At 68.0% G+C, this 18,865-nt stretch carries 14 protein-coding genes; 9 read left to right on the top strand and 5 right to left on the bottom strand.

Annotated features, from left to right (window positions below; all coding sequences use genetic code 11):
• The first annotated feature begins 72 nt into the window (after positions 1-72).
• The 3 genes from ACN9M4_RS12425 (at position 73) to metG (ending at position 5,282) form a co-directional block, all read left to right on the top strand.
• A complete protein-coding gene (locus ACN9M4_RS12425; protein WP_426298302.1) occupies positions 73-2,868 on the top strand; it encodes an ABC transporter permease in 2,796 nt (931 codons plus the stop codon).
• Positions 2,865-3,632 (top strand): ABC transporter ATP-binding protein, encoded by a 768-nt coding sequence (locus tag ACN9M4_RS12420; RefSeq protein ID WP_426298300.1) that lies wholly within the window; start codon positions 2,865-2,867, stop codon positions 3,630-3,632. Before ACN9M4_RS12425 ends, ACN9M4_RS12420 begins: the two co-directional genes overlap by 4 nt.
• A gap of 90 nt (positions 3,633-3,722) precedes the next feature.
• Positions 3,723-5,282 (top strand): methionine--tRNA ligase, encoded by a 1,560-nt coding sequence (gene metG / locus ACN9M4_RS12415; protein WP_426298298.1) that lies wholly within the window; start codon positions 3,723-3,725, stop codon positions 5,280-5,282.
• 74 nt (positions 5,283-5,356) lie between these two features.
• Here metG and ACN9M4_RS12410 read toward each other — a convergent pair whose 3' ends face one another.
• The 4 genes from ACN9M4_RS12410 to ACN9M4_RS12395 form a co-directional block, all read right to left on the bottom strand.
• The gene (locus tag ACN9M4_RS12410) at positions 5,357-7,876 is read right to left on the bottom strand and encodes an ABC transporter permease (RefSeq protein ID WP_426298296.1); all 2,520 of its coding nucleotides are present in this window, start codon (positions 7,874-7,876) and stop codon (positions 5,357-5,359) included.
• Positions 7,877-7,878: 2 nt separating this feature from the next.
• Positions 7,879-8,655, bottom strand: a complete 777-nt coding sequence (locus ACN9M4_RS12405; RefSeq protein WP_426298294.1) for an ABC transporter ATP-binding protein — start codon at positions 8,653-8,655, stop codon at positions 7,879-7,881.
• A gap of 115 nt (positions 8,656-8,770) precedes the next feature.
• Positions 8,771-9,496: a response regulator gene (locus ACN9M4_RS12400; protein WP_426298292.1), complete on the bottom strand. Its 726-nt coding sequence runs from the start codon at positions 9,494-9,496 to the stop codon at positions 8,771-8,773.
• A gap of 3 nt (positions 9,497-9,499) precedes the next feature.
• Positions 9,500-10,702: a sensor histidine kinase gene (locus ACN9M4_RS12395; protein WP_426298290.1), complete on the bottom strand. Its 1,203-nt coding sequence runs from the start codon at positions 10,700-10,702 to the stop codon at positions 9,500-9,502.
• Positions 10,703-10,837: 135 nt separating this feature from the next.
• Between ACN9M4_RS12395 and ACN9M4_RS12390 the strand changes: the two genes are divergently transcribed.
• The 6 genes from ACN9M4_RS12390 to ACN9M4_RS12365 all read left to right on the top strand — a co-directional run bounded on the left by ACN9M4_RS12390 (position 10,838) and on the right by ACN9M4_RS12365 (position 17,204).
• The gene (locus ACN9M4_RS12390) at positions 10,838-11,890 is read left to right on the top strand and encodes a 3-isopropylmalate dehydrogenase (protein WP_426298288.1); all 1,053 of its coding nucleotides are present in this window, start codon (positions 10,838-10,840) and stop codon (positions 11,888-11,890) included.
• A 146-nt stretch (positions 11,891-12,036) separates the two neighbouring features.
• Positions 12,037-13,149, top strand: coding sequence for a branched-chain amino acid aminotransferase (locus ACN9M4_RS12385; RefSeq protein ID WP_426298286.1), 1,113 nt, complete (start codon positions 12,037-12,039; stop codon positions 13,147-13,149).
• A gap of 127 nt (positions 13,150-13,276) precedes the next feature.
• Positions 13,277-14,059 (top strand): MBL fold metallo-hydrolase, encoded by a 783-nt coding sequence (locus tag ACN9M4_RS12380; RefSeq protein WP_426298284.1) that lies wholly within the window; start codon positions 13,277-13,279, stop codon positions 14,057-14,059.
• Positions 14,060-14,069: 10 nt separating this feature from the next.
• Positions 14,070-14,846 carry a fumarylacetoacetate hydrolase family protein gene (locus tag ACN9M4_RS12375; protein ID WP_426298282.1) on the top strand — a complete coding sequence of 259 codons (777 nt, stop codon included), beginning with the start codon at positions 14,070-14,072 and terminating at the stop codon, positions 14,844-14,846.
• 68 nt (positions 14,847-14,914) lie between these two features.
• Entirely contained in the window at positions 14,915-16,429 is a 1,515-nt protein-coding gene (gene gltX, locus ACN9M4_RS12370) for a glutamate--tRNA ligase (RefSeq protein ID WP_426298280.1), read from the top strand.
• Between the two features lie 7 nt (positions 16,430-16,436).
• Positions 16,437-17,204 carry an HAD family hydrolase gene (locus ACN9M4_RS12365; RefSeq protein ID WP_426298278.1) on the top strand — a complete coding sequence of 256 codons (768 nt, stop codon included), beginning with the start codon at positions 16,437-16,439 and terminating at the stop codon, positions 17,202-17,204.
• Positions 17,205-17,263: 59 nt separating this feature from the next.
• Here ACN9M4_RS12365 and ACN9M4_RS12360 read toward each other — a convergent pair whose 3' ends face one another.
• Positions 17,264-18,724, bottom strand: coding sequence for a hypothetical protein (locus ACN9M4_RS12360; RefSeq protein ID WP_426298276.1), 1,461 nt, complete (start codon positions 18,722-18,724; stop codon positions 17,264-17,266).
• Positions 18,725-18,865: the final 141 nt, after the last annotated feature.

The following is an 18,865-nucleotide window of genomic DNA, read 5'->3' as shown; positions in this document are numbered from 1 at the left end:
CAGGACAACGCTGCCTGCGGCACACTGCTCCTGCGTGTGTGCGCCCGCAATCCAGGTCTCAGGGAGAGCCGAATGAACGCCGTCCAGAGGTTCATCAGAAGCCGAGTGCTGCTGTTGACTTCGGCCATCTTGATCGTTGCCATGTGCATGTCCGTCTTCATTCAGAGCCAATCCCAGGCAGCTCTGAATCGCACCGTGGATGAAAATTCCCGCGGCCTGTACGACATCCTCGTCCAGGCCAAGGGCGCCAAGGACGGAAAGGCGATGATCCAACCGGAAATCGCCACCGGACAAGGCGGAATCAGTTTTGACCAGCTGGAGAAGATCCGTGCCCTTTCAGGCACGGCTGTGGCTGCCCCGATCAGCCTGGTCTCCCGGGTCATCCAGAACCTGGAAGCTCCGCGGCTGAACGCCATGGACTACCTCGGCTACAACTCCGGCCTGGCCGGGGGCGCCACCGCCGGCGACCCCACGGGCACGGATGCGAAGAAGTGGCCCGCACCGGAGTCCGTGCTGCCGGAGAAAGCCACGAAGTACCGTCTCACCGCCACCGCCGTGAGCTCTGACGGCGTCTCTGAGCAGACCCTCTTCAAGACCAGCGCCGAAGGCACTCTGGGCAAGGCGAAGGTCGTCGAGCAGACCACCGCGGGCGGCAAGAGCATCCGCATCACCGGCCCCGACGGCGAGACCGGCATCAAGTTCCCGTCACCGGCCGGTGGCTCGGACCACAACCTCTTCAACCTCTCGGTTTCCCTGCCCATGGCGCCTGAAGTGACCGAGTCCGTCGTCGCCGTCGACCCCGCAGCCGAACGCGCGCTGCTCGGCTCCGCGGGCGATTTCCTGGCGCCGCTCGAAAAGGCCCCGCCGGCTGATGCCCGAAACGCCGGTGCGATCGGCCGCTACTTCGAAGAACTGTTCACCACCAGCCCCAGCCAGCAGGAGCTTGAGGAGGGCCCGGACTTCCTGGGCGTCAAACTCAAGTACTGGGCGCCGCTGATGACCCAGTACCAGCAGGCCAAGCTCGCCGGCCAGCTCACTGACGACTCCCAGGCGATTCCGCTGATCGTCCGCAAGGGCACCTCCCTCGACCTGAAGTACTCGGTCAAGATCGAGGAAATCGACGACGCCGGCAAGGTAGTCAAGGACATCGGCACCGTTTCGCGGTCCCTCGACAAGGATTACCTGCCGTTCGTTTCCCGCTCGCCGTTTACCCTGGAATGGCCTGGTTCGACGGACCACAGCCAGCTGCTGGGCAACACCGGAAACTTCAGCCAGGGCCTGTACCAGCCCGCACAGTGGAGCACCGACTTCGCCGCCGCGCCCAAGTACAAGGACGGCGAAACCGCCGCCAACGGCTCGCTCAACAAGTCCGCGACGCCGGGGGAGTGGGTTACCGTGAACCGCCTCCCGGAGAAGTCGCTGCGCGGCGAACCCGTGGACCAGACCCAGCGCCAGCCGGCCGACGAGCGCTCGTACCGTGAGAGCCTCGCCACCGGGAACACCCCGGCCACCCCGCTTCCGATGGTCTACGGCACCTTCGATCCAGCCGAGGTCCAGGCCGCAGCGGGCGACATCAACAAACTGCCCCTCGGCGGCTACGATCCCGCGCCGATGACGCTCGAAAAGGACGCCGACGGCAAGGACACCGACAAGGGCCTGAAGCCGTCCCTGAGCGCCACCGGCCTCGTCAGCCAGTCCGCCGGCGCCATCACCGACTACTACGGCCTGGCCGCCGCCCGCGGCTACGACAGCAACGCCAACGTGATCGACGCCGTCCGCGTCCGGGCCGGGGCCTCCGGCAACTGGAAGCAGGCCCAGCCCGAGGTCGAAAAGCTCGCCGCCGAGATCCGCGCCATGGGCCTGGAAGCCACGGTCGTGGCAGGCTCTGCCCGCGAAGACGTGAGCATCTTCGTGCCGGGATACTCCAAGGACGACGCCGGCAAGGAATCCGCGCTGGGCACGGTCGCCCAGTCCTGGGTCCGCCAGGACGCCGCCGACGCCGTCTCCGGTTCCCTGACCGGCACCAACATCACCCTGCTGTTCCTGACGCTCTGCGGCGCTACGTTGCTGACCGCGGCCTCGACGGTCAGCTATGTCCGCCAGCGCCGCAATGAGGCCGGCATCCTGCGCGCCATGGGCTGGACCCAGAGCCGGATCCGCCGCTGGGTGCTTGAGGAATTCGGTATCGGCGCAGGCATCCTGGCCGCGGCCGGACTGCTGCTGAGCCTGCTGAGCTGGAACCTCGCCACAGTGATCGTCTCCGTGTCCGTGCTGGTCATTTACTGCGCCGCGGCCTATATCTCGGCCCTGATGCTGCGGCACCGCCACGAGGTGGACCAGGAACCGCAGCACGACGAACGCTTGCTGCCGGTCGACTCGGCCCTGACCTTCGCCTACCGGCAGGTGGTCACCAACCGCTTCAACTCCGCTGCCCTCGCTGTGGCCGTGGGAGTCTTCGGTGCGGCCGTCGGCGCCTTGATCGCGCTGCTGATCGACATTCCGCGGGCCGCCGGCGCCAGCGCGCTCAGCGGCTTGGCCGCGGCGAGCGTGGCACTGCCCAGTGTGATCCTTGCGATCACGGGCGTGCTGGTGGGCCTGCTGCTGACGCTGGTGACCGCCCGCTTCGAACTGCAGGCCAAGCGCCAGTACCTGTCCACGCTCGAAGCCATGGGCTGGAACCCGGACATGCTGGGCCACGTGCGCTTCTTCGAGAACGCCCTAGTGGGCACCGTGGCCGTGATTCTCGGCGTCCTGGGCGCCCTCGCCCTGGGCCTCATCCTTGCCCCCTACGCCGCCCTGTGGGCGGCCCTGGCCGGATTGCTGGCCGTCATCTGCTGGATTCCCATCGCAACGAAAGTGGTCAAATGACTGAGAATCTCCACAACGACCCGCCCGCGGCGCCCGAGGCCGTGCAGGTATCAGCCGGGGGGTCGCTGCAGACCCGCGCCAACACCATCGTCAAGGCGTCGGACCACGCCACTCCCTTGGAACTGAGCCGGATCACCATCCGCTATGGCGGCGACAAGGGCGGAGCTGAGCCGGTCACCGTCATCGAAGACTTCGACCTGACCCTGCACGCGGGCGAGATGCACTGCATTGCCGGCCGAAGCGGTTCCGGAAAGACCAGCATCCTCACCGTCGGCGCGGGCCTCACCCTGCCGACGGCGGGCCGCGTGCTATGGGAGGGCCAGTCCCTGGAAACCATGGGCGACGACGAGATCGCGGACCGCCGCCGAGCCCTGATCGGCTACGTCGATCAGGGCGGTGCCCTGATCGACGGCATGAGCGCCCTGGAAAACGTGCTGCTCCCTGCAGTGCCCGACGGCGAGGTCGAACAGCGCACGGAGATGGCCAAGGACCTGCTGGACCTGGTGGGCCTGGGCCGGCGCATGCGGCACCGTCCGGCGCAGCTCTCCGGCGGTGAACGGCAGCGTGTGGCGATCGCCCGCGCCCTGATCCTGGGCACGCGCGTCCTGGTGGTGGACGAACCCACCGCCAGCCTGGACCGGGCCTCCGCCAACAAGATCATCGGCATCCTCAAGGACACCAGCACCGACGGCATCGCCGTGCTGGTTGCCTCGCATGACCACGAGCTCGTGCGCCTGAGCGACACCCTGACCGAGCTGAACTGATTGAACCTGGCTGGCGCTTAACACCGGCGCCCTCCGCCAGGCAGCCGTCACCGAACCCCAGCAGTCACCGAAAAAAGGTACCTTTCTAGAGTGAGCCCCGAAGCCAAGCCCCCGTTCTACATCACCACGGCCATCAGCTACCCCAACGGCGCCCCGCACATCGGGCATGCCTACGAGTTCGTGGCCGCGGATGCGATGGCGCGCTTCAAGCGCCTGGACGGCCACGAGGTGTTCTACATGTCCGGAACGGACGAGCACGGCCTCAAGGTCCAGCAGACCGCGGACAAGGAAGGCATCACCGCCAAGGAACTCGTGGACCGCAACTCGGCGGCCTTCCGTGAGGTCCACGACCTCGTGGGCAGCTCCTACGACCGCTTCATCCGCACCACGGACGCCGACCACTACACGGCGAGCCAGGCGATCTGGAAGAAGATGGAGGCCAACGGCGACATCTACCTGTCCAAGTACGAAGGCTGGTACTCCGTCCGCGACGAGGCGTACTACGGCGAGGACGAGACCGTCGTCAAGGACGACGGCGTGCGCTACTCCAAGGAGACGGACACCGAGGTCACGTGGACCGCTGAGGAGAGCTACTTCTTCCGGCTCTCGGCCTACCAGGACAAGCTGCTGGCCCTCTACGAAGCCCAGCCCGAGTTCGGCGCCCCCGGCTACCGCTTCAACGAGGTCATCAGCTTCGTCAAGCGCGGCCTCGAGGACCTGTCCATCAGCCGCACCACCTTCGACTGGGGCGTCCCGGTGCCGGGCGATCCCAAGCACGTCATGTACGTCTGGGTGGATGCCCTCACCAACTACCTCACGGGTGCAGGTTACCCGGACGTGGATTCCGAGTCCTTCCGGAAGTTCTGGCCGGCCGACGTCCACGTCATCGGAAAGGACATCTCCCGCTTCCACGCCATCTACTGGCCGGCCTTCCTGATGAGCGCCGGGCTGGAGCTGCCCAAGCGCGTGATGATCCACGGTTTCCTCCAGAACAACGGCGTGAAGATGTCCAAGTCCTTGGGCAACGTGGTGGCTCCGGCGGACTTTGTCAGCCAGTACGGCGTGGACCAGATGCGCTTCTTCTTCCTGCGTGAGGTCCCCTTCGGCGCTGACGGCAGCTACAACCACGAGGCGATCGTGGGCCGCATGAACGCGGACCTCGCCAACAACTTCGGCAACCTCGCCCAGCGGTCGCTGTCGATGGTGGCGAAGAACTGCGAGGGCAAGGTCCCGGTTCCCGGCGAGTTCACGGCCGAGGACTCCGCCCTGCTGGCGAAGGCCAACGGACTCCTGGACACCGCCCGCGCTGCCTTCGACAAGCAGGAATTCTCCCGCGCCCTCGAAGCGATCTGGGGTGTGCTGGGCGACACCAACGCCTACTTCGCCGAGCAGGCCCCGTGGGTGCTGCGCAAGACCGACGTCGAACGCATGAACACGGTCCTTTACGTCACCCTCGAGGTGGTCCGGATCGTGGCGATCCTCGCCCAGCCGGTCATGCCGACGTCGTCCGCGAAGCTGCTTGGAGTACTCGGCCAGCCCGAGGGCGCGGGCCGGCAGTTCGCGGCTATCGGAACGCCGATCGTCGCGGGCACGGAACTGCCGGCCCCGGCGCCCGTGTTCCCGCGTTACGAAGAACCCGCGGACGCCTAAGCTACCCGCAGACGCGAACGACCCCTCCTTCCCGGCCAAGCCGGTGAAGGAGGGGTTTCTTTCGTCCATAATGCTCAGGTGGTGGCCAGGCCCTGGACCGGTGACAGCCGTGCGGCACGGCGGGCCGGGAGCACCGAGGCCAGCAACCCGGCAAGTACTGCCACGGCGAAGACACCCAGCAACTGCAGCCACGGCACTACAGGGACCACCTCTGCCACCGGGCCCAATGCGGCCTTGGCGCCCAGCCAGCCGTAGGCGATGCCCAGTGCCGAGCCCAGCACTGCGGCGACCCCGGCCACCAGCACGGCCTCGATGGCCAGCATCCCGCGCAGCTGGCCCCGGGTGAGGCCGAGCGCCCGCAGCAGCGAGTTCTCCCGGGTCCGTTCCAGCACCGAGAGCGACAGCGTGTTCGCCACGCCGATCAGGGCGATCACGACGGCGATGCCCAGCAGCGCGGTGACCACCAGCAGGAGGACGTCGATGATGCTGTTGAACGTCACGCGTTCGACCGTCGCCCCGGTGACGTTGTCCACGGGGACGCCGAAGGCGGCCGCCGCTTCGCGCTGGACCGCCTGGATCCGGTCGGCGGAGAGCTGGTCGTCGAGCTTGAGCCATACGGTGCCGGGCAGGGAGTCACCGGCGGTGTTGCTGCTGCTTCCGAGCAGGGGCGCCGCGGAGGAGCTGTCGATCAGCGGGTCGATGTTTCCCGTCCGGAGCGTCCTGCCGTCGAAGCTGCCCGTGCCGCCCGGGCCGGTGACGGTGACCTTGTCCAGGTCCAGCCGCTCGGGCAGGTACACGGTGCCTTCTTGCGGGCGCAGCGCAGGATCGCGCAGCACGGCTGCGGCATCGGCGGCGTTGATGGCGAACACCGGGAGCCCGTCAGCTGCCGTGCCCGGCGCTGCGATCGTGCCGGCTGCGTGGAGCAGCACGGCGGCCTGCACGCCGTCGAGTCCTTCGACCTTCTGGAGCGCAGGCGCGTTGTCTGCGGGTGTGCCATCGATGCGGACCGCAAGGTCCACGGGGTAGTTCTCTGCGAGCATGGAGTCGAAAGCTTGCCGCGAGGTGGCGGCCCCGGTCATCATCATGGTCACCAGGGTGACGCCGATCAGCAGAGCCGATGCCGTGGCCGAGGTCCGGGCCGGATTGCGCACCGCGTTGACGGCGGCCAGCCTGCCGGGCACACCGGCCGGTGCGGCCAGTTTCCCCGCGCCGGCAACCACCGGCGGGACGAACAGGCTGGCGCACAGCAGCACTCCCACAAAGGACAGGGCGCCGGCCGGCATGGCCACTATCAGCAGGTTGAACATGGCGCCGAGGACCAGCAATGGAACGCTGACTACCACGATGACGAGGCCAAACCAGAGCCGCACGCGGCCACGCTTGTTGCGCAGGCTGGCGTCGTCCGCGGGGCGCAGTGCCGCCAAGGGAGCGACCGCCGTCGCGGCTTTGGCGGGCAGCAGCGCGGCGACGACGGTGAGCAGTGTTCCGGCCAGCAGCCCGGCGATGATTGCCGACGGCGGCACGGCCAGGGTGGCGAACGCTTGTTCCGGGGTGGTCCGGGCCCAGGCGATGAGGGCTGACATCAGGCCCACTCCGGCCAGCACTCCCAGGACGGAGGATACGAATCCAAGCACCGCGGCCTCGAAGAGCACCGATCCGCGGATCTGCGCCTTGCCTGCGCCGAGGCAGCGCAGCAGCGCCAGTTCCCGGGTGCGCTGGGCGACCAGCACGGAGAAGGTATTCGCCACCACGAGCGTGGAGACCACGATCGCCACCCCCGCGAACGCCAGCAGGATGATGGTGAGCTGGTCCTGCCCGCCGCTCATCTGCGCGACGGCGGCCGTCACCTTCTCCTCGGAGGTCTGCACCAGGGCGTCCCCGGCACCGGCGGCCTGCAGCCGCTGCCGGAGGTAGTCGATCGCCGCGGCCTGGTCCTGGCCGTCCTTGAGCTGCACCTGCAGGCCGGTGAAGCCTTCGCTGTCCTGGGCGAGGGAGGCCACGGTGCCGGCGGCCGCGAGCAGCTGGGGGAAGGGGGCTGCGAAGGGATCGTTGCTTGGCCGCAGCAGGCCGGTGATCCGGAAAGTGCGGACGCCCGGCTTGCCGCCCGCCGCCGGCGAAGCGCCAGCCTCCGAACCGGTGGTGCCCACAGCCAGTTCGCTTCCGGGGCTCAGCCGGAGCCGCTCTGCGGTCTTGGCATCGATGGCGGCTTCGTCTGTTGCTGCGGGGTAGCGGCCGGACAACAAGGCCGAGGGCTCCATCCCTGCGGGGGCGAGGTTCCGTACCCGCGCGATCTGTTCGCTGCCGCCGTCGTCGATGGTCACGGCGGCATACCGCTCGGCGTAGCTGTCCCGCACGGCGGGCGCGGAGGATGCCGCCTCCACGGCCTTCAGGGAAAGCTCCCCGCCTTCGGCAGGGGTCACCACCAGCTGGGCCTTGCGATACGCCTCACCCACGCTGGCACCAAGCGAGGCCTGGGTGCTGGCACCCACCATGAGCGTGCTGGAGAGGAAGGCGACGGCCAGCATCACGGCCAGGCCGATCGCGATGAAGCGCCTGAACTGCGTGGAGAGCTGGGACAGGGAAACGCGCAGCATGCTCAGGCCCCCAGCTTGCCGAGAGCGGTGAGCACGGAATCAGCGGTGGGGTTCTCCAGCTCGCCCACCAGGTGGCCGTCGCTCATCAGCACCACGCGGTCCGCGTAGCTTGCCGCGACGGGATCGTGGGTGACCATGATGATGGTCTGGCCCAGTTCCTGGCTGCTGCGGCGCAACATCGCCAGGACCTCGCCACCGGCCTTGGAGTCCAGGTTGCCGGTGGGTTCGTCGCCGAACACCACGTCCGGCCGGGTCAGCAGGGCCCTGGCCACGGCGACGCGCTGCTGCTGGCCGCCGGAGAGCTCATGCGGGCGGTGGGTGAGGCGGTCCTTCAGGCCCAGGGTGCCCACCAGGTAGTCGAACCAGGCAGGGTCGGCGCTGCTGCCGGCGAGGGCCAACGGGAGGGTGATGTTCTGTTCGGCATTGAGCGTGGGGACCAGGTTGAACGCCTGGAACACAAAGCCGATGCGCTCCCGGCGCAGGGCCGTGAGCTGCCGGTCGTTGAGCGCGGAAATCTCGGTGCCGCCGAGCACGATCCTGCCCGCGTCAGGGGTATCGAGGCCGGCGAGGCAGTGCATCAGGGTGGACTTGCCGGATCCGGACGGGCCCATGATGGCCGTGAAGCGTCCTGCTTCGAAGGCGACGCTAACGCCGTCGAGCGCTTTGACCTGGGCATCGGCCTTGCCGTAATGCTTGCTGAGCTCGAAGGCCTCGACGGCTGGTGCCGCGGCAGCGGGGGACGGACCGGAAGGACGGGGAAAGGGCGCGAAAGTTGTCATGCTCCCACGCTATTTTCGGCGGCTGCCCCGGCGGATCGGGCCGCGGGGCCATTCCTCCGGCCCTGCGCTCATACCGTGGTCTGAGTCCGGTGGTGCCGGGACTGGTCCCAGGGCCTCAGCTGCCTGGCGAGACCACGCCTGTTTCGTAGGCGATCACCACCACCTGCACCCGGTCCCTGGCTTCGAGCTTGGCCAGGATGTGCCCCACATGGGTCTTCACGGTGGCCTCGGATAGGAAGAGGTCCGCGGCGATTTCCGGGTTGGAACGGCCCTGCGCGATCAGTTCGAACACCTCGCGCTCGCGGACGGTCAGTCGTTCGACGGCGGCCGCGTGCCCGTTCTGTTCCGGCGTGCGGGCACGCAACAGGGGAGCCACATGGTCAAGGAGACGGCGCGTGGTGGACGGCGCGATCACAGCGTCACCCCGGTGCACGGTGCGGATGGCCTCGAGAAGTTCCTCCGGCGGGGCGTCCTTGAGGAGGAAGCCGCTGGCGCCGGCCTCGATGGCGGCCAGCGCGTATTCGTCGAGGTCGAAGGTGGTCAGCACCACGATCTTCAGGTCCTGGCTGGGGGGCCCTGCCGGCCGGGCCGCGGCCTGTGACGTGGACATCTCCAGGATCCTGCGGGTGGCTTCGATGCCGTCCATGCCCGGCATGCGAACGTCCATGAGGACCACATCCGCGCTGGTGGCCGCCAGCGCCCGCACGGCGTCGAAACCGTTGCCGGCCTCGGCCACCACTTCAAGGTCCGGCTGCGAATTGATCAGCATGCCGAAGCCCGAACGGACCAGTTGCTGGTCGTCAACGAGGGCCACCCGGATCGTTCCGGCCGTTTCAGTCATGGTTCAGGACTCCGAGTAGGGGATGAAGGCGGACACGCGGAAGCCGCCGCCGCTGGCCGGGCCCGCGTCCAAGGATCCATCGTAGAGGGCGATCCGCTCGGCCATTCCGCGGAGGCCGTTGCCGCCGCCCTGGCTGGGATCGGCGGCTGCCCCACGGCCGTCGTCGCGCACCTCGATGTGGAGGGCGCGCCCCCGCCAGTGCAGGGTCACGGCCGCCCGGGCCCGCGGTCCGGCGTGCTTGATGACATTGGTGAGGGCCTCCTGGATGACGCGGTAGGCGGTGAGTTCGGCTCCCGGCGGCAGCCGGCGCCGGGATGATCCGGCCTGCGCCGAGGGGGCCCCGCCTTGCTCGAAGGACAGCGTCAGGCCGGCGGCGCGGAAACCCAGGAAGAGTTCGTCCAGCTCGGCCAAGCCGGGCTGGGGACGGGTGCCGGATTGTTCGTCGGAGCGCAGCACGCCAAGCAGCCGCCGCATCTCGGCCAGCGAGTTCCGGCCGGTGCCGGCGATGGTCGCCAGGGCCTCTGTGGCGAGCTCGGGCCTTGCCGCGGCAGCGTAGCGGGCGCCGTCGGCCTGGGTGATGATCACTGCGAGGGAGTGCGCCACGATGTCGTGCATTTCCCTGGCAATGTGCGATCGTTCATCGGCGGCGGCGAGCTGGCGTTCCTGCTGCTGTTCGATTTCCAGGCGGCGGTTGCGGTCCTCGAGCGCCTGCAGCTGCAGGCGGCGTACCCGGGTCAGGTCGCCCAGGGTCCAGCTGACCAGGACCAGCATCCAGACCAGTACGGTGTAGGTTGCGCCCACCGTCAGGTCCTGGATGCCGGACTCCGCGCTGCTGCTGTAGTAGCGGGTGGTCAGCATGACCGCGCCCACCAGGCCGAGGACCAGTACGGAGCGGCTCGCCCACGCAGGACCGTAGGCGGCCACCGCGTAGATGACCAGCGGGACGGCGATCTGCCCGGCAACCGGTTGGACGACCAGCGCCCATTGAACCAGGCAGACAAGGACGACGACGGCGGCCGCAGCCACCGGGCGGGTCCGGCGCCAGGCGAGCGGTGCCAGGAGGGCGCAGGAGACGAGGGCCAGCAGCGGGCGCCCGGCGTACAGGTAGACAGGGCCGAACATGAGCACCAGCAGGGCCGCGGCAGCGAAGTCCACCTTGAAAGGGTTGCGCCGGAACCAGTTGTAGAGTGCATGCCGTCTGTCCACCCATGCACTCTATCGGCCGCCGGAAGCAGGCCACATCATGCCGCGGTCTGAAAGAGGCCGCCCGCAGGCGGCTTAGCGCGTTCGAATAATGAGACGTTTTTGACCAGAATGTGGATGCATTGGCACGCTGGTGGGATGAACGCACGGTCCATTAATCTCGCAGTCATCCCCGGCGACGGCATCGGCCCCGAAGTGATCGCCGAGGCCGTCAAGGTCCTGGAAAAGGTTGTTGCCAGCGAAGGCATCACCCTCGCGCGTACCGAGTATAAGCTCGGCGCGCAGCACTGGCTGGAGACCGGCGAAACCCTGCCGGATGAGACCCTTGAGAAGCTCCGCGGGCACGACGCCATCCTCTTCGGCGCCGTCGGTGCCGCACCGGGGGACACCCGCATCCCCTCCGGCATCATCGAGCGCGAGATGCTGCTCAAGCTGCGCTTCAGCCTGGACCATTACGTGAACCTGCGCCCCTCCCGCCTCTACGGCACGGTGGGCAGCCCCCTGGCGAACCCGGGGAACATCGACTTCATCGTGGTCCGTGAAGGCACTGAAGGCCCCTACGTCGGCAACGGCGGTACCCTGCGCGGCGGAACCCCGCACGAGGTGGCCACCGAAGTCTCGCTCAACACCGCCCATGGCGTGGAGCGCGTGGTCCGCGACGCCTTCCGCCGTGCCAGCGCCCGTCCGCGCAAGCATGTCACCCTCGTCCACAAGCACAACGTCCTGGTCTACGCGGGACACTTGTGGAAGCGCACCGTCGAGGCCGTGTCCAAGGAATTCCCCGAGGTCACCCACGACTACCTGCACATCGACGCCGCTACGATCTTCCTGGTCACCGACCCGGCGCGCTTCGACGTCATCGTCACGGACAACCTCTTCGGCGACATCATCACCGACCTCGCCGCAGCCGTTACCGGCGGCATCGGCCTGGCCGCATCCGGCAACATCAACATGGACCGCACGGCACCGTCCATGTTCGAACCGGTGCACGGATCCGCACCGGATATCGCCGGCCAGCAAAAGGCAGACCCCACCGCAGCCATCCTCTCCGCGGCCCTGCTGCTGGACCACCTCGGATACGCCGACGCGGCACGCCGGATCGAGACCGCCGTGGTCTCCGACGTCGAGTCGCGCACCGGTGAACCGCGCAGCACCGCGGCCATCGGCGACGCCATTCTGGCAGCGCTCTGAGGCGGACTCTTGCGCCCCGCAGCGGGGCGTAAGCTTGACTTGAATTACATACTTGCTGCCGTGGTCCGCCGCTGAACCATGCCCTCCAGTAACGGTTTTTCCCGGGAGGGGGTTCGCGTCGGCCGGTAGCCGATAGTGGAGGAACCATGACTCAGACTGCCCATGGCGTCGAATTCAGCCAGCAGTTCTCGGCGACCCCGAAATCTGCTGAAGAGCGTGCGGCCATCCTGGCGAACCCAGGCTTTGGCGACTACTTCACCGACCACACCGCGGTTGTCGACTACAAGGTCGACGCCGAAGGCAAGGGCGGCTGGCAGAACGCACGGCTCGAACCATACGGACCCATCTCCCTGGATCCCTCGGCAGCCGTGCTGCACTACGGGCAGGAAGTCTTCGAGGGCCTGAAGGCATACCGCCACGCGGACGGATCGGTCTGGACCTTCCGTCCGGAGCGCAACGCCGCCCGCCTGAACCAGTCCGCGCACCGCCTGGCCCTGCCGGAACTGCCCGAGGAATACTTCCTCGGCGCCATCCGGGAACTCGTGCAGGCGGATAAGGACTGGGTCCCCTCCGGAGACGGCGAATCCCTCTACCTGCGGCCCTTCATGATCGCCACCGAGGCCTTCCTGGGCGTCCGGGCGGCCCGTGAAGTCTCCTTCCGCGTGATCGCTTCGCCCGCCGGCAATTACTTCGGCGGCGAACTCAAGCCCGTGTCCATCTGGATCTCCCGCGAATACGCCCGCGCCGGCCGCGGCGGAACCGGTGCGGCCAAGTGCGGCGGCAACTACGCCGCCTCCCTGATCGCCCAGCAGGAAGCGGAAGCCCACGGCTGCAAGCAGGTGCTGTTCCTGGACCACTTCAACGACGATGCCATCGAGGAACTCGGCGGCATGAACGTCTTCTTCGTCATGAAGGACGGCTCCCTGGCCACTCCGGCGCTGACCGGCACCATCCTCGAGGGCGTCACCCGTTCCTCGATCATCCAGGTGGCCAAGGACATGGGCCGCGAGGTGGCCGAGCGCAAGATCACCCTCGCCGAATGGCGCGACGGCGTGGCCTCCGGTGACATCGCCGAGGTCTTCGCCTGCGGCACCGCCGCAGTCATCACCCCGATCGGCGTGCTGAAGGATGAGACCGAGTTCATCGGTTCCGAGGACGCCGTGGCCGGCGAAGTCACCATGGCCATCCGCGAGCAGATCCTGGGCATCCAGACCGGCACCATCGAGGACACGCACGGCTGGCTGACCCGCCTCGCCTAATCCCCACCGGCTCCCAAGCCTCGCAAGCTCGGCTCAGGGCCCTCGTCGGCGTGGGCCCTGTCTTGGAACGCCCGACGGCGGCCTGCCCACTAAGGTGGGCGGGCCGCCGTCGCGCTTTAATGGCTTCATGAACCCGGCCCAAGATTCCCAGTTCGTGCAGAGCAGCAGCCTCACTCGCTTCCGGCTGGCGCCGAATCCCGGGCCGATGAGCCTGGACGGCACCAATTCCTACGTGATTTCCGCACCCGGCGCGGAGGGCACTGTGGTGGTCGATCCAGGCCCCCTGGACGAAGACCACCTGGCGGCCCTGGCCGGCGCCGGGGCGGTGGAACTGGTACTGATCACGCACCGGCACCCGGACCACACGGAGGCCGCTGCGCGGTTCCATGAACTCACCGGTGCGCCGGTCCGCGCGGCCGATCCGCGCCATTGCCATGGCGGCGAACCGCTGAGTGGCGGCGAAATCGTGCACGCCGGGGGAGTCGAGATCCGGATCCTCGCCACCCCCGGCCACACCTCCGATTCGCTGTGCTTCCACCTTCCCGACGACGGCCCGGACGGCTCCGTGCTGAGCGGGGACACCATCCTGGGCCGCGGGACCACTGTGCTGGACTACCCGGACGGCCGCCTGGGGGACTACCTCAGCAGCCTGGACATCCTCGAAGGCTTGGGGCCCGCGACGCTGCTGCCCGCCCACGGCCCGGTGCTGCCCGCCACCGACGCCGTCTGCCGCGAATACCGCGCCCACCGGCTTATGCGCCTGGAGCAGATCCGCACGGCGCTGGCTGAGCTCGGGGCGGACGCCGGTGTTATTGCGGTCACCGACGCCGTGTATCCCGACGTCGATCCCTCCGTGCGGCGCGCTGCCGAGAACTCGGTGGCGGCACAGCTGGACTACCTGCGACGGTAGGCTTGGGGGCATGCGTATCGCCCGGTTTGTTGTTGATTCTGATCCCATGTACGGCGTCGTGGAGGGGGAGCCCGGCAGTGAAACCGTCACTGTCATCCACGGCGATCCCTTCTTCAACGGCGTCGAACGCACTTCCGTCAAGCACAAGCTGGAGGACGTCCGGCTGCTCGCCCCCATCATTCCCCGCAGCAAGGTGATCGGCGTAGGCCGCAACTACGCGGAGCACGCGGCCGAACTCGGCAACGAGGTCCCCGCCCAGCCCCTGCTGTTCCTCAAGCCGAACACCGCCGTCGTGGGCCCGGGCGATCCCGTGGTCCTGCCGGAATTCTCCGAGCAGGTCTCCTTCGAAGCCGAGCTCTGCGTGGTGATCGGCCGTATCTGCAAGGACGTGCCGGAGGAACGCGTTGACGATGTGATCTTCGGCTACACCTGCGGCAACGACCTCACCGCCCGCGATGTCCAGAAGACGGACCTGCAGTGGGCGCGTGCCAAGGGCTTCGACACCTCGGCCCCGCTGGGGCCCTGGATCGAGACCGAGCTTGATCCCGAGGACCTGAACGTCCGGGGCTGGCTCAATGGCGAACTCCGCCAGGACGGCAACACCAGGGACATGATCCGCAGCGTGCGCGAGCTTGTTTCGATCGTTTCGCAGGCCTTCACCCTGCTGCCCGGCGACGTCATCATGACCGGTACGCCGGCCGGCGTCGGACTGGTGAGCGAAGGCGACCGCTACGAGATCGAAATCGAGGGCATCGGGCGCCTGTCCAACCCCGTCGTCCGCCGCTGAGTGCGAGGCGCGCGACGCCCGGATTCCGTCCGGGCGTCGCGCGTGCAGGCGGTAAAGTTGGAAGCACTATGACTACTGTTGCCGCGTCGAACTCTGCCGCCATTCCTGCCGTCACCGCCGAAACCCCGGTCCGCGTACGCTTCTGCCCGTCGCCCACCGGTACCCCGCACGTCGGCCTGATCCGCACCGCCCTGTTCAACTGGGCCTATGCGCGGCACACCAAGGGCACCCTGGTCTTCCGCATCGAAGACACGGACGCCGCCCGCGACAGCGAGGAAAGCTACCACCAGCTGCTGGACGCCCTGAAGTGGCTCGGCATCAACTGGGACGAGGGCGTCGAGGTCGGCGGCCCCCACGAGCCGTACCGGCAGTCCCAGCGCAGCGGCATCTACCAGGACGTCATCGCCAAGCTGAAGGCCGGCGGCCACATCTACGAGTCCTACTCCACCCCCGAGGAGATCGAGGCCCGCCACCGTGCCGCAGGCCGCGATCCGAAGCTGGGCTACGACGGCTTCGACCGGCACGTCACCGAGGAGCAGCTCGCCCAGTACAAGGCCGAGGGCCGCGAGCCCGTGCTGCGCCTGCGCATGCCGGACGAGGACCTCACCTTCACCGACCTGGTCCGCGGAGACATCACCTTCAAGGCCGGATCCGTGCCCGACTTCGCCGTGGTGCGGGCCAACGGGGCGCCGCTGTACACGCTGGTCAACCCGGTGGACGACGCCCTCATGGGCATCACGCACGTGCTCCGCGGCGAAGACCTGCTGAGCTCCACTCCGCGCCAGATCGCGCTCTACCGCGCCCTCTACGCCATCGGCGTCGCCGAGTACATGCCGGAGTTCGGCCACCTGCCCTACGTCATGGGCCAGGGCAACAAGAAGCTCTCCAAGCGCGACCCCGAGTCCAGCCTGTTCCTGCACCGCGAACGCGGCTTCATCCGCGAAGGCCTGCTCAACTACCTGTCCCTGCTGGGCTGGTCGCTTTCCGCGGACGAGGACATCTTCACCGTGGAGCAGCTCGTGGAGAACTTCGACATCCACGACGTCCTGGGCAACCCGGCCCGCTTCGACCTGAAGAAGGCCGAGGCCATCAACGGAACCCATGTGCGTATGCTTTCCGCCGAAGACTTCCGGGAGCGCCTGGTGCCGTACCTGCGCGACGCCGGACTGGTGGGGGAGATCCTCACCGCCCGCCAGGAGGAGATCCTCACCGAGGCCGCGCCGCTGGTCCAGGAGCGCATCACCCTCTTGGGCGAGGCCCCCGAAATGCTCGCCTTCCTGTTCAAGTCCGACGACGCCGTCGACGTCGCGGACGACGCCCGCAAGGGACTGCCGGAGAACCTCGGCGAAGTCCTCGACGCCGCCCTGGCGGCGCTGGAACCGATCGAGGACTGGAACGCCGAGAACATCCAGACCGCGCTGAAGCAGGCCCTCGTCGAGGACCTCGGCATCAAGCCGCGCCTGGCCTTCGGTCCCGTGCGCACCGGCATCTCCGGACGCCGGGTGTCCCCGCCTTTGTTCGAATCCATGGTCATCCTGGGCAAGGATTCTTCCCTCGCCCGGCTGCGCGCCTTCCGCGGCTAGGAACGGCATGGGCAGCACAGCGGCACGTCCAGTCGCCACCGGCATCGGACCTTTCGGTACGGGTTCCTTCGGCACGGGGTCCTTTGGCACGGTGCGGGGCGTCCTCTTCGATATCGATGACACCCTCGTGGACCTCGAATACGCCATGACCACCGCGCTGCGCGACGTCAGCGAACACCTCCTCCCCGGCCTCGACGCGGCCGGGTGGGAGAAGTTCGGGCGCATCTTCACCCACGAGACCACGCACTTCTACGACCGGTACCTCGCCGGTGAGCTCACTTTCAATGAACAGCGACTGCTCCGGGGACGTGCGGCGCTGGGGCACTTCGGCGTCGAACTCGAAGAAGGCGACGAGTCGCACGCCTGGCTCAGCGAGTACGCCCGGTTGCAGCCGAGCTACGTGCGCGCTTTCGACGACGTCGCACCCGTCCTGGACGCTCTCGACGCCGCCGGGATCCCGTACGGAGCCGTGAGCAACAACGTGCACGACTACCAGCGGGTCAAGCTGGACAGCGCCGGCCTGTCCCGGATCTCGGTGCTGGTCGGAACCGACACCGTCGGCGTGCCGAAGCCGGACCCTGCCATCTACCTTGAAGGGGTCCGCCTCCTCGGCACGCGTCCGGAAGAGACCCTGTACGTGGGGGACAACCGCCTGCTCGACGCGGACGGCGCCACGGCCGCGGGCCTGCGCGGGGTCTGGCTCAACCGGGTCGGGGAAACCGTTGAGGGCTTTGCCGGCCGGGAGATCGATTCGCTGGTACGGCTGCTCGACTGACTGGGGCGAGGAGGGCTGCGATTCCGACGCAGCCCTCCTCCGCATCAGAGGGTTCCGCTTCAGGCTGTGTTCCTGCGTTTCCGCATGAACACGAACGCGCCGATGGATCCGGCACCAAGGGCGCCAACGACGCCCAACGCCGCAGCACTGCGTGAACTGTCCGCCATGGACGCAGGCGACACTGCCGCGGCCCCGCGGTGAAGCTCTGCCGTTCCCGCGGCGATCCTGCCATTGCCGGACGCGAGTTTTGCGGCACCATCCGATAGCTGTGCCGTCCCCGAGGCCAGCCGCGTGCTGCCGTCCGAGAGCCTGGCCGCGCCCGCGGCCAGGACACTGGAGCCGCCCAGCAGGCCTGGATTTGCCGGGTCCCCGGGATCGCCCGTGATGCCGGCGAGCAGGGACTTGCTACCGTCTGCCAGGCGGCCGGTTCCTTCAGTCATGCCTGCCGTGGCCTTCAGCAATCCGGGATGCTCAGGATCGCCGGGCACCCCGTCCATGCCGGTCCTGATCTTCGCCGTCCCCTCGGCCAGTTGCCGGGTTCCCAGTACCAGTCCCGGGGCTTGGGGGTCCGCGCTGTTGAGCTTGCCTGCGAGGGTGGCGAAACCGGCGGTGAGCTTCCGGGAACCGTCGGCCAGTTCACCGCTGCCGCCGGCGAGCCGGGAGGTGCCCGCGTGCAGCTCCGATGCCCCTGATTCCAGGCGTGCGGCACCGGCCTGCAACTGGGCGGCCCCGCTGTCCAGCCGTTGGGCTCCTGCGTTCAGTGCATTGATCTGCTCCTTCAACAGGCCAAGGGGCACCATACCCTGCGCGCCGTTCGCGGCATCGGCAAGCTTCTGGAGGCCTTGTGCCAGCGCCGCGGTTCCGGTGCCCTGGGCGGGGTCGTTGTTGGCGCCACGGTAGCCCCTGAGCTGGACCGTGCCGGCCGCGAGCCGTGAGGCACCGTCGTCCAGCTGGCGCGCGCCGTCGTCCAGTCGCGATGCACCGTCCTCAAGCCTGGACGCCCCGTTGCTCAGTTGCGTGGCGCCGTCGGCCAGGTTGTTTTCGGCGCTCCCAGTGCTGCTTGGAGTAAGCGCAGCGGAGAGCTGGCGTGCCGCTGCGGCAAGCCGCTGGGCGCCGTCGTCCACTTTGTAGACACCCGGTGCCAGCTTGACCTTCACGTCGTTCTGGATTTTGAGCGCCCCGCTGGCCAGCTTCCCTGCGCCCTCATTCAGCTTCGCGGCCCCGGGTGCGAGCTTGTTTTCGACGCCGGACTGGATTGTCGACGCCCCTGCCGCGAGTTTTCCGGCGCCTTCCTCGGCTTCACCGGCACCAAGGGCAAGCCTTGCAGCACCGTCCTTGAGCTGGACCGCTCCTGCGGACGCTTGGCTGGCGCCGGCATCGAGCCGTTCGGCTCCTGCGGTGATCTTGCCGGTGACCATCGCGTAGAAGGCGGCGAAAGCAATGAGAAGGAGAACAAGAATGCAGATGGCCATGTTCTGGCCACGGCTTCGTGGCGTGGTTTGGCTGAGGTTACGAGTCAAAGGCTTTCCTCTCAACGTCTCTGTGCCTGCGACGCTGCAGGCATAGACCCCCATGTGGCATGGTCGGCATCCGGTCCAGGCTTCGTTGAGGGACCTCGGATGCTGGTTACCGAGCGGTAACTTACCGAGAGTAAACTTAAG

It is taken from the genome of Arthrobacter sp. R-11 (assembly GCF_049913155.1).
Classification (GTDB): Bacteria; Actinomycetota; Actinomycetes; order Actinomycetales; family Micrococcaceae; genus Arthrobacter.
Note: the sequence above shows the minus strand (reverse complement) of the source record. Positions and strands in the feature narration are given on the sequence as shown.

Coding starts and splice junctions, on each gene's coding strand:
- ACN9M4_RS12390 (WP_426298288.1), top strand. CDS start 10,838: ATGAACGCACGGTCCATTAATCTCGCAGTCATCCCCGGCGACGGCATC.
- ACN9M4_RS12410 (WP_426298296.1), bottom strand. CDS start 7,876: ATGCTGCGCGTTTCCCTGTCCCAGCTCTCCACGCAGTTCAGGCGCTTC.
- ACN9M4_RS12365 (WP_426298278.1), top strand. CDS start 16,437: ATGGGCAGCACAGCGGCACGTCCAGTCGCCACCGGCATCGGACCTTTC.
- ACN9M4_RS12400 (WP_426298292.1), bottom strand. CDS start 9,496: ATGACTGAAACGGCCGGAACGATCCGGGTGGCCCTCGTTGACGACCAG.
- ACN9M4_RS12405 (WP_426298294.1), bottom strand. CDS start 8,655: ATGACAACTTTCGCGCCCTTTCCCCGTCCTTCCGGTCCGTCCCCCGCT.
- ACN9M4_RS12420 (WP_426298300.1), top strand. CDS start 2,865: ATGACTGAGAATCTCCACAACGACCCGCCCGCGGCGCCCGAGGCCGTG.
- ACN9M4_RS12375 (WP_426298282.1), top strand. CDS start 14,070: ATGCGTATCGCCCGGTTTGTTGTTGATTCTGATCCCATGTACGGCGTC.
- gltX (WP_426298280.1), top strand. CDS start 14,915: ATGACTACTGTTGCCGCGTCGAACTCTGCCGCCATTCCTGCCGTCACC.
- ACN9M4_RS12385 (WP_426298286.1), top strand. CDS start 12,037: ATGACTCAGACTGCCCATGGCGTCGAATTCAGCCAGCAGTTCTCGGCG.
- ACN9M4_RS12425 (WP_426298302.1), top strand. CDS start 73: ATGAACGCCGTCCAGAGGTTCATCAGAAGCCGAGTGCTGCTGTTGACT.
- ACN9M4_RS12380 (WP_426298284.1), top strand. CDS start 13,277: ATGAACCCGGCCCAAGATTCCCAGTTCGTGCAGAGCAGCAGCCTCACT.